Origin of the sequence: Streptomyces sp. NBC_00414 (genome assembly GCF_036038375.1) — a bacterium.
In the GTDB taxonomy this organism is placed as follows: domain Bacteria; phylum Actinomycetota; class Actinomycetes; order Streptomycetales; family Streptomycetaceae; genus Streptomyces.
Genome location: NZ_CP107935.1, coordinates 4,753,695 through 4,765,731 on the forward strand (window position 1 = coordinate 4,753,695; position 12,037 = coordinate 4,765,731).

At 73.1% G+C, this 12,037-nt stretch carries 9 protein-coding genes; 5 read left to right on the forward strand and 4 right to left on the reverse strand.

Going from position 1 to position 12,037, the window contains the following annotated elements; all coding sequences use genetic code 11:
• Window positions 1-134 precede the first annotated feature (134 nt).
• Both OHS59_RS20410 and OHS59_RS20415 read right to left on the reverse strand, forming a co-directional pair.
• Window positions 135-980: an alpha/beta fold hydrolase gene (locus OHS59_RS20410; protein WP_328494851.1), complete on the reverse strand. Its 846-nt coding sequence runs from the start codon at window positions 978-980 to the stop codon at window positions 135-137.
• 175 nt (window positions 981-1,155) lie between these two features.
• Entirely contained in the window at window positions 1,156-1,764 is a 609-nt protein-coding gene (locus OHS59_RS20415; protein WP_328494852.1) for a TetR/AcrR family transcriptional regulator, read from the reverse strand.
• Window positions 1,765-1,934: 170 nt separating this feature from the next.
• Between OHS59_RS20415 and OHS59_RS20420 the strand changes: the two genes are divergently transcribed.
• A complete protein-coding gene (locus OHS59_RS20420) occupies window positions 1,935-3,203 on the forward strand; it encodes an MFS transporter (RefSeq protein WP_328494853.1) in 1,269 nt (422 codons plus the stop codon).
• A 111-nt stretch (window positions 3,204-3,314) separates the two neighbouring features.
• Here the strand turns inward: OHS59_RS20420 and OHS59_RS20425 are convergent, their stop codons facing one another.
• Together OHS59_RS20425 and OHS59_RS20430 are read right to left on the reverse strand one after the other, a co-directional pair.
• Complete coding sequence (locus tag OHS59_RS20425; RefSeq protein ID WP_443061472.1) at window positions 3,315-4,298, reverse strand: EamA family transporter; 984 nt, start codon at window positions 4,296-4,298, stop codon at window positions 3,315-3,317.
• Window positions 4,299-4,557: 259 nt separating this feature from the next.
• Complete coding sequence (locus OHS59_RS20430; protein WP_328499290.1) at window positions 4,558-7,506, reverse strand: FAD-binding and (Fe-S)-binding domain-containing protein; 2,949 nt, start codon at window positions 7,504-7,506, stop codon at window positions 4,558-4,560.
• Window positions 7,507-7,977: 471 nt separating this feature from the next.
• Between OHS59_RS20430 and OHS59_RS20435 the strand changes: the two genes are divergently transcribed.
• Genes OHS59_RS20435 through OHS59_RS20450 form a run of 4 tightly spaced genes read left to right on the forward strand, consistent with a single transcriptional unit; the run spans window position 7,978 to window position 11,953 of the window.
• A complete protein-coding gene (locus tag OHS59_RS20435; RefSeq protein ID WP_328494854.1) occupies window positions 7,978-9,852 on the forward strand; it encodes an ATP-binding protein in 1,875 nt (624 codons plus the stop codon).
• Entirely contained in the window at window positions 9,849-10,331 is a 483-nt protein-coding gene (locus OHS59_RS20440) for a roadblock/LC7 domain-containing protein (RefSeq protein WP_328494855.1), read from the forward strand. Before OHS59_RS20435 ends, OHS59_RS20440 begins: the two co-directional genes overlap by 4 nt.
• A complete protein-coding gene (locus tag OHS59_RS20445; RefSeq protein WP_328494856.1) occupies window positions 10,328-10,684 on the forward strand; it encodes a DUF742 domain-containing protein in 357 nt (118 codons plus the stop codon). The genes OHS59_RS20440 and OHS59_RS20445 overlap by 4 nt, the downstream gene beginning before the upstream one ends.
• An 18-nt stretch (window positions 10,685-10,702) precedes the next feature.
• On the forward strand, window positions 10,703-11,953 hold the full coding sequence (locus OHS59_RS20450; RefSeq protein WP_443061473.1) for a cytochrome P450: 1,251 nt from the start codon (window positions 10,703-10,705) through the stop codon (window positions 11,951-11,953).
• Window positions 11,954-12,037: the final 84 nt, after the last annotated feature.

Here is a 12,037-nt window from a genome sequence, read left to right on the forward strand (position 1 = left end):
ACCCACCGCATGGACCCGAATCGGGGCCCGGTGCCGGTCGCCCCCGAGACCTGAGGATCAGCGGATCCGGGCGGGCCGTCCGACGGGCGGCCCGTCGGACGGCGCACCCGGATTCACGGTCCGGGGGGCCGGGGTCACGCGAAGAAGGCGACGAGTTCCCGCACGATGTCGTCGGGGCGCTCCTCGGCGAGATAGTGACCCGCCCCCTTCAGTTCGACGAAGCGCGCGTCCACCGCCAGGCCCTCCAACTGCGCGAGAAGGAGCTCGTAGTACATGCCGCCGATTCCGAGCAGGGGCATGGTCAGTGCCGGGTAGTCCTTCAGATCGGCGATGTCCTGCTGGAAGGTCTGGTACCAGCCGTTCCCCCCGCGGATCGCGTCCGGCGTGTCGTACGCGGCGGCGTAGATGGCTCGGGTCTCCTCGCTGAAGGCCTTGGGGTCGCCGCCCTGGAAGTCGATCAGCCAGTCGACGACGAACCGGAACCGGCCCTCAAGAAGCCGCCCGGGCAACCGGTCGAGCATGTTGAACGCGAACCACCACGGTGCCGGTTGGCCCGGCTGGGGCAGCATGCGTATCTCGTTGAATATCTCGGTGGGATGCCCGGCCTCCCACAGAGCGACCTTCCGGGTCGCTTCAGGGTGGTTCGCGGCGAAGCTGTGGGCCACCATCGACCCGATGTCCTCGCCCGCGACATCGACCTGGTCGTGCCCGAGGGCGCGGACCAGCTCGTAGACGTCCCGGGCCATGGTCTTCTTGTCGTAGCCGTCCAGGGGCTTGTCGGAGTCGCCCATGCCGCGCAGGTCCACGGCGATCACCTGGTGGTGCCGCGCCAGCGCCGGCATGACCTTGTGGAACTGGTACCAGGTGCGCGGCCATCCGGGCAGCAGCACCAGGGGGCTGCCCTGGCCTCCGGTGACGTAGTGCAGCCGAACGCCGTTGACCTCGGCGAAGTCGCTTTTGAAACCCTTGAGCATTGCCATCCTCGGATTGCCGTCCACGGGTGAAGCGGGCGCGCCGGGCACACCCTCACTTCCGCACCGATCGGTACGGAAGAAACCGTAGCAGCCCTTCCGCACCGATCAGTACAGATTCTGGACCCGGGGAGGCGCAAGGCTCTCGGGATGACCACGAGAGTCGCGAGGACTGCCGGGACCGTCAGGCGGACGGCCAGCTCCGCAGGGCCATGTCGGCCACCCGCCGGAGGTCGTCGCGGGTCGCGCCCGAGGCCGCCTGGACGGCGATGCCGTTCCCCACGGACATGAGGTAGCGGGCGAGCAGGCCGGGATCGGCGTCGCCGGGCAGGTCCCCTTCGTCGACGGCTTGCCGGAACCGGTCACGAAGGAGGGAGGCGTGCTCGTTGCGCCAGGCGACGAGGACGTCGCGGGCAGGGCGCCCCGCGCCACCGGCGGCCAGGGAACCCTGGACACCGAGGCACCCGGCGGGGCAACCGGGGCTGGTGGTGGCCCGGACGGAGCCGGTGAGGAACGCGGTGGCCACCTGCCGGGCGGTCGATTCCCGCACGGCCCGGGCCCCGTACGAGGCGGGGCCTTCGGTGTAGCGCTCCAGGGCCTTGCGGAACAGGTCCTCCTTGCTGCCGAAGGCCGCGTACATGCTGGTGCGGGTGATGCCCATGGCGCCGGTCAGGTCGGTGAGGCTCGCGCCTTCATAGCCCTGCTCCCAGAAGACCCGCATGGCCCGCTCAAGGGCCTCGTCGGCGTCGAAACCCCTCGGGCGGCCGATCGGCGCTTTCCGCTGCGTCTCCATACGGTCCACCCTACCTTTCCGTACCGCACGGTGCAGATCTGCTACGGTCCATTCAGTACCGATCGGTACCGAAGAATTTCCAGGTCACCCACATAGGGCAGATCTGTCGGCCGATGGCATGGCCTCGACCGACCCGCCTGCGTTTCCGTTCAGGAAGGTCCCACGCACTGATGTCCTCCTCCCCGGAGCAATCCGCCAAGCTGCCGTTCGTCGTCTGGCTGCTGACGCTCGGCACGTTCCTGATGGGCACCACCGAGTTCATCGTCGCCGGCATCCTGCCCGAGATGGCCGCCGATCTCGGGGTCGGCGTCTCCCGCGGCGGCCTGCTCATCACCTTCTTCGCCGTCGGCATGATCGTCGGGGCGCCCGCGATGGCGATCGCCACCCTGAGGCTGCCCCAAAGGTCCACGCTGGTACTGGCGCTGGCCGTCTTCGCCCTCGGACACGTGATCGCCGCACTCGTCTCCTCCTTCGCGCTGGTGCTGGTCGCCCGCGTGATCACGGCGTTCGCCACCGGCACCTTCTGGGCCGTCGCCGGGGCCGTCGCGCTCGCCGCCGTCGCCCCCAACGCCCGCGCCCGCGCTTCCGGCATGATCATCAGCGGTATCGGCCTGGCCACGGTGATCGGCGTCCCGATCGGATCCCTGGTCGGCAATCACATCGGCTGGCGCGGCGCGTTCTGGGCCCTGGCCGCCCTCGCCGGCGTCGTCGCCCTGGTCATCGGCCGCTTCATCCCCGCCGCCTCCCACACCGACGGCGTACCCTCCGTACGGTCGCAGTTCGCGGCGCTGCGCTCGGGGCGCTTCTGGCTCACCTGGGTCGCGGGCGTACTGCTGCTGGGCGGAGTCATGGCCGTCTACTCCTATGTCGCACCGCTGCTCACCGACCGGGCCGGCGTCCCCACCGGCGCCGTCTCCCTGATCCTCGTCGGTTACGGCATCGGCGCCCTGATCGGCACGAACATCGGCGGACGTCTCGGTGACCGCGCGCCACTGGCCGCGCTGGCCGGTGCGGCCCTGATCGCCTTCCTGGTCCTGGCCCTGCTGCAGACCCCGCTGTCCACCGACCCGGTGGCCACCGTCGTGCTGCTGATACTGATGGGCCTGGCCGGCCAGTCGGTGCCCCCGGTCGCCAGCACCCTGGCCGTGCGCTTCGCGGGCAACGCGCCCACCCTCGCCTACGCGCTTTCCGCCTCGGCGTTCAACGTCGGCATCGCGGGCGGCTCCCTCACCGCCGGCGTCGCGCTGGACTCCTCGCCGGGCCTGACCGGTCCGGCGCTGGTGGGCATGCTCATGGTCGCACTCGCCCTGGTGCCGCTGGCCGCGCTCGGCGCCCTGCGCGCCACCCGCACGGACGTGCCTGCGCTCCCGGCGTCCGAACCGTCTCGGGCCCGTGGGACCGAGGAGCCGTCACGGACCGCCGAGGAGGCCAGGGCCTGACGCGGCCGTCCACCGCGCGCAAGGGCCGCCGCGGCCGCGCCGCCAGGCCGTGCCGCGAAGTCCCGTCGCTCGCCCGCGGGGCCGCCGTGGTCGCCTCGGTCGCGGCACGGCCTAGCCCACGTTCTTGGCTCTGCCCCGACCGACCTGCGTGCGTACGGCGCCCATGCTCGCCGCGATGACCAGGGTGATCGCGAGCCCTTCGGTGACGGACAGCGTCTGGCTCAGCACCAGGAAGCCGGCGATCGAGGCGACGGCCGGTTCCAGGCTCATCAGGACCGCGAAGGTGGAGGCGGGCATCCGGCGCAGGGCGATGAGTTCCAGCGTGTACGGGAGGACGGAGGAGAGGATCGCGACGGCGGAGCCCAGGGCGATCGTGGTCGGGTTCAGAAGCTTGTCGCCGGACTCGATCACCCCCAGGGGCAGGAACAGCACGGCCGCGACCACCATGGCCATCGCCAGCCCGTCGGCCTGCGGGAAGCGACGCCCCGTACGCCCGCTGAAGACGATGTACGCCGCCCACATCGCGCCTGCCGACAGGGCGAAGGCGACACCGACCGGGTCGAGGCTGCTGAATCCTCCGCCGCCCAGCAGGAAGACACCGCCGAGGGCGAGACCGGCCCAGACGAGGTTGACGGCCCGGCGGGAGGCGACCACCGAGAGGATCAGCGGGCCGAGCACTTCCAGGGTGACGGCGGGGCCGAGCGGGATGCGGGCCACCGACTGGTAGAAGAGGCCGTTCATCGCGGCCATCGTGATGCCGAAGACGACGACGGTGCCCCAGTCGGCGCGCGAGTGCCCGCGCAGTCTGGGCCGGCAGATCACCATCAGCACGATCGCGGCGACCGCCAGCCGGAGCGTCACGACGCCGAGTGCTCCGGAGCGCGGCATGAGGCTCACGGCGAGCGCGCCGCCGAACTGGACGCTGATGCCTCCGGCCAGCACCAGGCCCACCGGACCCAGGGCCCGGATGCCTCTCGGCGGCGCGGCGGTCGGTTGCTCCGGCGCGGGGGTGTGGCCTGACACGGGAGCCGGGCCCGCCACGGCGGTCGCGGGGTCGGCGACCGTGAGGGGCTCGTCGGCGCTGGGGATGGTCACGGGGCGTCCAGGAAGTTCGGGGCGGGGCGGAATGGGGACGGGCGGGTGCATGTTTTGTACATCGTGGTGGACTTGCCAGTCCAGGGTAATGGACTTCGTCAGGGTTGTGAAGCCATTTTGGCACTTACGGGGGCGCTCCACTGGGTGTGCGGGATCCCCACGGGGTGGGTGCGGGGGCCGTGGCGGGTGCGCGGGTTCGTGTGGGCCTGGTGCGCCGTTCCCCGCGCCCCTTGAAGCCTGGGAAGGTGGGGCCCGGCTTTCAGTGGGGTGGCAGGGACTCGGCCAGGACCTCTGCCAGGTGGCGGCCTGTGGTCCCTGCCGTTTGGTGTAGTTGGGTGCGGCAGGAGAAGCCGTCGGCCAGGACCAGGGTTTCGTCGGTCGCCTCGCGGACCGCCGGGAGCAGTTGTTCCTCGGCGCAGGCCGTCGACACCTCGAAGTGGCCCTTCTCGAAGCCGAAGTTGCCCGCGAGACCGCAGCAGCCGCCCGCCAGGGTGCCGGTCAGGCCCGCCGCCTCACGCAGCCGGCGGTCCGCCGCGTCCCCCAGGACGGCATGCTGGTGGCAGTGGGTCTGGCCCACGACCGGGCGGTCCAGACGCGGGGGCGTCCAGTGCGGGGCGTGGCGTTCCAGCGCCTCCGCGAACGTCACCACCGCCGTCGCCAGGCGCCGCGCGCGCGGATCGTCGGGCAGCAGCTCCGGCAGGTCCGTGCGCAGGGCCGCCGCGCAGCTCGGTTCGAGGACGACGACGGGCGGCGGTGCCGGGTCGGGGCCCGGGTCGAGGAGCGGCTCCATCAGGTCGAGGGTGCGGCGCATCACCGTACGGGCGCGGTCCAGTTGTCCCGTCGAGACGTAGGTCAGGCCGCAGCAGACCCGGCCACGCGGGGCCGCCCGCCGCCCAGGGGAGGACGGCCCGCCGCCGGACACCGCCGTCACGTTCAGCCCCGCCGCCTCCAGGACCCGTACGGCCGCCTTCCCGACGGACGGGGAGAGGTGTTCCGTGAAGGTGTCCGGCCAGAGGACGACCGTCGGGCGGGGCGGGCCGCCGGCGTCCGGCTGCCCGGCGGACCCGGTACTCCGTTCCACGGACGCGGTACGCGTCCCGCCGTCGCGGGCCCACCACCGGCTGAACGTCTCCCCCGCCACCCGCGGGATCTCCCGCTGCGGCGCGATGCCGCCCAGCCGCTTGGCGAGTGCCGCCAACGGCCGTACCGAGGCGAGGAGGTTGACCAGTCGCGCCGTACGCGTGCGGCCCACCAGGCGCAGCCACAGCGGCAGCCACCCCATCGTGTAGTGCGCCGCCGGCCGCCTGCGGCCCTCGTAGTGGTGGTGCAGGAACTCCGCCTTGTACGTGGCCATGTCGACGCCGACCGGGCAGTCCGAGCGGCAGCCCTTGCAGGACAGGCAGAGGTCCAGCGCGTCGCGTACCTCCGTGGAGCGCCAGCCGTCCGTGATCACCTCGCCGGCGAGCATCTCGTGCAGCAGGCGTGCGCGCCCCCGCGTGGAGTGCTCCTCCTCGCCGGTGGCCCGGAAGGACGGGCACATCACCGAGGAGCCCCCTGCCGGCTCGGTGCGGCACTTGGCCACTCCGACACATCGGCGTACGGCCGCCGAGAAGTCGCCGCCGTCGGCCGGGTAGCCGAACTCGACGTCCACCGGCTCGCGCGGCAGGACCGCGAACCTCAGGTTCTCGTCCAGCCGGTGCGGCCTGACCAGCATGCCGGGGTTGAGCAGACCGTCCGGGTCCCAGAGGTCCTTCACCTGTTCGAAGAGACCGACGACCCGGGGCCCGTACATCCTCGGCAGCAGTTCCGCCCGCGCCTGTCCGTCGCCGTGCTCCCCCGACAGCGAGCCGCCGTGCGAGACGACCAGCCCGGCCAGCTCCTCCGAGAAGCGCCGGAAGCGGCCTACGCCCGCGGGGGTCAGCAGGTCGAAGTCGATGCGTACGTGGATGCAGCCGTCGCCGAAGTGGCCGTAGGGCGCCCCACGCAGTCCGTGGGACGTCAACAGGCCCCGGAAGTCCCGGAGATACGCGCCGAGCCGGGCGGGCGGCACCGCGCAGTCCTCCCAGCCGGGCCAGGCCTCGGTGCCGTCCGGCATACGGGTCGCCGTGCCGCTGGCGTCCTCGCGGATGCGCCACAGGGTGCGTTGGCCTGCGGGGTCGGTGACGACCAGGGAGGCCGTCACGTCCGCAGCGCGGACGATTCCCTCGGCCCGCGCGCGTGCCTCCGCCTCCGTGTCGCCGCCCGTCTCCACGAACAGCCAGGCGCCGCCGCGCGGCAGACCCGCGTCCGGCGGTACGAGGTCGGCCGCCATCCCCTCCACCGTGAGCGGGCCGTGCGGCAGCAGCCCGGCCGCCGCTTCCGCCGCCGCGCTCTCGTCGGCGTACGCGAGGACGGCGAGCGCTCGGGCTCGGGGTGCCTCGACCAGCCGTACGGCCGCCTCCGTGAGGATGCCGAGGGTGCCCTCCGAGCCGCAGAGGAAGCGGGCCACGTCGGCGCCCCGCTCGGGCAGCAGCGCGTCCAGCGCGTACCCGGAGATGCGGCGCGGGAGGGCGGGGAAGCCGGTGCGGAGTGTTCTCAACTCGGCTTCCACCAGGGCCCGCAGGCCGTCGGGGGCGCCTGTCCAGTCCTGGCCCGGTCGGAGATGGCTGCCGCGCGCGGTGATGACGGACAGTTCGCGCACGCTGTCCGCCGTGGTGCCCCAGGCCACCGAGTGGGAGCCGCAGGAGTTGTTGCCGATCATTCCGCCGAGCGTGCAGCGGCCGTGGGTCGAGGGGTCGGGTCCGAAGCGCAGTCCGTGCGGCGCGGCGGCCTCCTGGAGGCGGTCCAGGACCACTCCCGGCTGCACCACGGCCGTGCGTGTGTCGGTGTCCAGGGACACGATCCGGTTCATGTGGCGGGTGAAGTCGAGGACCAGGCCCGTGCCGGTCGCCTGACCGGCGATGGACGTGCCGCCGCCGCGGGCCACGACCGGCACGCCCAGTCCGGCGCACGCGGAGAGTGCCGCCGCCACGTCGTCGGCGTCTCTCGGGGCGACCACACCCAGGGGGACGCGACGGTAGTTGGACGCGTCCATGGTGTTCAGCGCCCTCGCTGTCGGGTCGAACGCGACCTCACCGCGGACGGTCTTCGCCAGCGCCGCCCGCAGCTCGCGCGTCAGTTCCGACTCCCTCCTCAGTTCCGACTCCCGCCTCAGTTCCGGTTCCGGCATGCCGAGATCCGTTTCCTTCATGCGCCCAAGCATGCATGTCCCCTCCGGGGCGACCTGAGTGTCCGCGTCCGGCGGGGAGGGGTGCCTCCGGCGGGGAGGGGTGGCTGGTGAGCGGACTTCGGCTTTCGGCGCATCGTGGCTGGGCGCGCAGTTCCCCGCGCCCCTGACAGGGCGGCCGGGGCCGACAGGGCTGACGGGGTGCCGGGGCTGCCTCCCCCGAAGCTGCGTCCGAAGCCCCGGGGGTGGGGGGCGTCCGGGGCGGGCGCCCCCCACCGTCCGGGGCGGGCGCCCCCACCCCCTCATCCATTTCGTGCGCCCCATTGCGCGCCGGGGCGGCTACTTCGGGATTCGGGGACGAATTGTGAGAGTGCGCCGGAACGTGCCCGTTCCGATCACGAAGTCCCATATAGTGACCGCCAGTTGAGCACCAGGTGTCGCATCCCGCCCAGGACACGACCGAGGACACGATTCATGACCGCGCCCACCTCGCAAGCGCGCCCCACAAAAGATCGGCCGTCCCTCGCACAACCCGGCAGCGAACGCCCCCGTCTGCGTGCCGTCGCGGTCGCTCCGCTCCTCACGGCCCTGCCGGCCGGGTTCGCCGTCGGAGCCGCGGTCGGCCTGGCTCCCGCTCCGGCGCGCGTGCCCCTCGCCTGGGGCCTGGGCACGGCTCTCCTCCTGTTGTGCGCGGCCGTGGCCGTGGCCGGTCACGCCTCCCAGACCTCGCGATTACTCCTCCGCCGCCTGGAAGCGGTCTCCCACGACGCCGGCCGATTACTCCAGGAAAAGGCCGCCCTCGCCGAGGAATCCGCGCGGGAACACGCCCGGCTCACCGACGAGTTCACCCGCGACCGCGCGCGACTCGCCGAGCAGAACGCCCACCAGAAGGTCCGCCTCGCCGCCGAACTCGACCGGGAGCGCGCCCGGTTCGGCGCCGAGAACACGCGCTTGAGCGACGAACTGCGCCAGGCGAGAACCGACCGGGCCACCGCGATCTCCGCGGCCGCCAACACGGCCGGCCGCCTCCAGGCCCTCTCCACGAGCATGCTGGCCGACCTGCGCGCCATGGAGGAGCGGCACGCCGACGAGGACGTACTCGCCGACCTCCTCCACCTCGACCACCGCACCGCGCAGGCGGGCCGTCTCGCCGACTCCGTCGCCGTCCTCGCGGGCGCGCGCTCGGGCCGCCGCTGGGCACGGCCCATCGTCATGGAGTCGATCCTGCGCGGCGCGATGGGCCGTATCGGCGGCTATCAGCGCGTACGCGTCCACTCGGCGAGCGAGGCGGCGGTCGCCGGGCACGCCGCCGAGGGCGTGATGCACGCGCTCGCCGAGATCCTCGACAACGCCGCGAACTTCTCACCGCCGACGGCCGAAGTGCACGTCTACGTGGAGGAGGTACCAGCCGGGGTCATCGTCTCCGTGGAGGACAGCGGTTTGGTGATGGGCGAGTCGCAACTGCGGCGCGCCGAACGGGCCGTCGCCGGCACGGAGACGGACCTCGGCGGTCTCACCGGCGCCCGGCTCGGTCTCACGGTGGTCGGCCGGCTCGCCCGCAAGTACGGCCTGACGGTGTCGTTCCGCCCCTCCGCGCGCGGCGGCACGGGCGTCCTGGTCCGCATCCCGCAGGACATCCTCGCGAACCCGACGTCGCCCCCGGCACCGGCCTCGCCCCGGACCTCCACCTCCACCCCCACTTCGACCTGGACCTCGGCCCCGGCTGCGACACCGCCTTCGGCCCAGGCACCTTCTCCGCCCCGACCCCGGCCCCGGCACTCCGCCCAGAACCCGCCCCCGGCGCAAACCCCGTACCCGATCCCCGGCACCGCGGACGCGACGGACACGGCAGACACAGCAGACACGACAGCCGCGACGGACGCCGTCGTACGGGGATCGGCGTCGCCCTTCCCCGGCCCGCGGCCCGGGCCCTGGTCCGACCCGGACGACGCCGAGGAGTCCCCCTGGTCCGTCTCCCCCGGCTCGTACGGGTCCTACGCGGCCTCCCACGCCGTCCCCGAACTGGACCCCGAGCCGGTGCCGGCCCACGGATTCCGGCCCCGGCCCGCCGATCACTCCGATCACGCCGACCTGCTGCCCAAGCGCCACCGCGGCCGCAATCTCGCCGAGGCCGAGGCCGCGGTCGAAGCCGCGATGGAGGCGGAGTCCGCCCGCGGCCGGGCACCCGGATCCGAGGAGACCTCCCACTCCACCCCCGACGACGTGATGAACCGCGCCGCCCGCTTCGACAACTTCCGCCAAGCCGTGCGCCGCCCTCCGGCGGACGAGCCCGTACAGGCCCGTACGAGCCCTGCCACTCCCCACCCGGAAGGCGACCCCACGTCATGACCGTCCGCACCGGCACCACCTCCGCCACCTCCAGCACTCCGGCCGCCTCCCCCGCCCTGACGGCCTCGTCGGCCTCCTCCGCCTCGACCACCAGCGAGAAGCTCGGGTGGCTCGTCCAGGGGCTGCTGGCGCGTACTCCGGGTGCCCGGCACGCGCTCGTGCTCTCCCGGGACGGCCTCAAGCTGTGCAGTACGCCGGAGCTCTCCGTCGACCAGGCCGACCACCTCGCCGCCATCGCCGCCGGGATCCAGGCGCTGTCCCACGGGGCCTCCCTCCAGTTCGGGGACGGCACCGGGGACGTACGGTCGGCGATGACCGAGTTCTACGGCGGAATCCTGTTCATCGTCGAGGCCGGCGAGGGCGCCCACCTGGCCGTGGTCACGGCCGAGGAGGCGGACACCGGGCTCGTCGGACACAACATGGGCCAGCTCGTGGAACAGCTCGACGGACACCTGAGCGCGCCACCGCGTACGCCATGAGCCGGCCGGGCAGGGACGACGCGCCCGACCGGCTCTACACCCTCACCCAGGGACGCACCCGGTCCGCGCCCGGCACCCCCTTCGACCTGTTGACGCTGGTCGTCGCCGAGTGCGATCCGGTGCCGGGCATGCAGTCGGAGCACGCGGCGATCCTGCGCCTCACCGGGCGGCCCACCGCCGTCGCCGAGGTCGCCGCCGAGCTCGGGCTGCCCGTCACCATCACGAAGATCCTGCTCTGCGACCTGCTCGCCGAGGGCCGCGTCAGCGCCCGCCATCCCCGCCGGGCCGAGCTCGGCGGCCGACCCGACCCCCACATCCTGGAGCAGGTGCTCGTTGGACTCCGCAACCTCTGACACCCCGGGGACGGCCCGGTGAACCCCACCCCGGGCCCCGGCCCCCACCTCGGCCCCGACCCCGTACGCCTCGGTGGTACTCGGTTCCTCTCCGCCGAACCCGCCGTGCTGTACCGGGAGTTGCGGCGCGAGTTCGGCGCGGTGGCTCCCGTGCTGCTCGACGCGGACATCCCGGCGTGGCTCGTACTCGGTTACCGCGAGCTGCACCAGGTCACCGGGGATTCCGTGCTGTTCAGCCGCGACTCCGGCCTGTGGAACCAGTGGGACCGCGTCCCCGACGACTGGCCGATGCTGCCGATGATCGGCCGCGGGCACTCCTCCGTCCTGCACACCGTCGGCGAACGCCATCGCGCGCGGGCCGCGGTGATCGGCGGCGCCCTCGAAGCCGTCGACCCCTACGAGCTGCGCGCCCTCGTCGAGCGGCTCGCCGACGAACTGCTCGACGAGGTCTGCGCGAAAGGCGAGACGGACCTCGTCGCGCAGTACGCGGCCCTGCTCCCCGTACGCGTACTCGCCACCCTCTACGGATTCGCCGACGAGCAGGGGCCGGGCCTCGTCGCCGCGCTGAACGACATGGTCGACGGACACGAGGACGCCCTCGCGGGGCAGTTGCACGTGGCCGCGTCCATGGCACGGCTGGTGGCCGACCGGGCGGTGCGGCCCGCGGACGACGTGGTCAGCCGCATGCTCGCGTCGGGGCGTACGGCGAGTGGGCCCGCCCTCACGCACGAGGAGATCGCCAAGGACCTGATCGTCATGCTGGCCGCGGGCCACCAGCCGACCGCGGGCTGGATCGGCAACTCGCTGCGGCTGATGCTGACGGACGCGCGGTTCGCCGCCTCGCTGTTCGGCGGGCGGCGCAGTGTCGCCGAGGCCATGAACGAGGTGCTGTGGGAGGACACGCCCACGCAGAACGTGGCCGGGCGGTGGGCGGCCCGCGACGCCCGGCTCGGCGGGCGCGCCGTCCGCGCCGGGGATCTGCTCCTTCTCGGCATCCAGGCGGCCAACCACGACCCGCAGGTCCGGACCCACGGGACGGCGCTGCCCGGGGGCAACGGTGCGCACTTCTCCTTCGGGCACGGGGAGCATCGGTGCCCGTTCCCCGCGCAGGAGATCGCGGAGGTGGTCGCGCGTACGGCGGTCGAGGTGGTCCTGGACCGCCTCCCCGACCTCGACCTCGCGGTCCCCGCGGCCTCCTTGACGCGCCGCCCCTCCCCTTGGCTGGGCACCCTGACCACCCTGCCGGTCCGCTTCACCCCGACCCGCTGATCCCGCGGGTCCGGTGGGGGCGGGCCCAAAGGATCGCGCGGTTCCCCGCGCCCCCGGATACCCGGGCCCTCAGGGGCGCGGGGA

What these genes read in the sequence shown, in the direction of transcription:
- OHS59_RS20430 (WP_328499290.1), bottom strand. Translation starts at nt 7,506, where the DNA reads ATGCCGGAACCGGAACTGAGGCGGGAGTCGGAACTGAGGAGGGAGTCG.
- OHS59_RS20410 (WP_328494851.1), bottom strand. Translation starts at nt 980, where the DNA reads ATGGCAATGCTCAAGGGTTTCAAAAGCGACTTCGCCGAGGTCAACGGC.
- OHS59_RS20420 (WP_328494853.1), top strand. Translation starts at nt 1,935, where the DNA reads ATGTCCTCCTCCCCGGAGCAATCCGCCAAGCTGCCGTTCGTCGTCTGG.
- OHS59_RS20445 (WP_328494856.1), top strand. Translation starts at nt 10,328, where the DNA reads ATGAGCCGGCCGGGCAGGGACGACGCGCCCGACCGGCTCTACACCCTC.
- OHS59_RS20435 (WP_328494854.1), top strand. Translation starts at nt 7,978, where the DNA reads ATGACCGCGCCCACCTCGCAAGCGCGCCCCACAAAAGATCGGCCGTCC.
- OHS59_RS20440 (WP_328494855.1), top strand. Translation starts at nt 9,849, where the DNA reads ATGACCGTCCGCACCGGCACCACCTCCGCCACCTCCAGCACTCCGGCC.
- OHS59_RS20415 (WP_328494852.1), bottom strand. Translation starts at nt 1,764, where the DNA reads ATGGAGACGCAGCGGAAAGCGCCGATCGGCCGCCCGAGGGGTTTCGAC.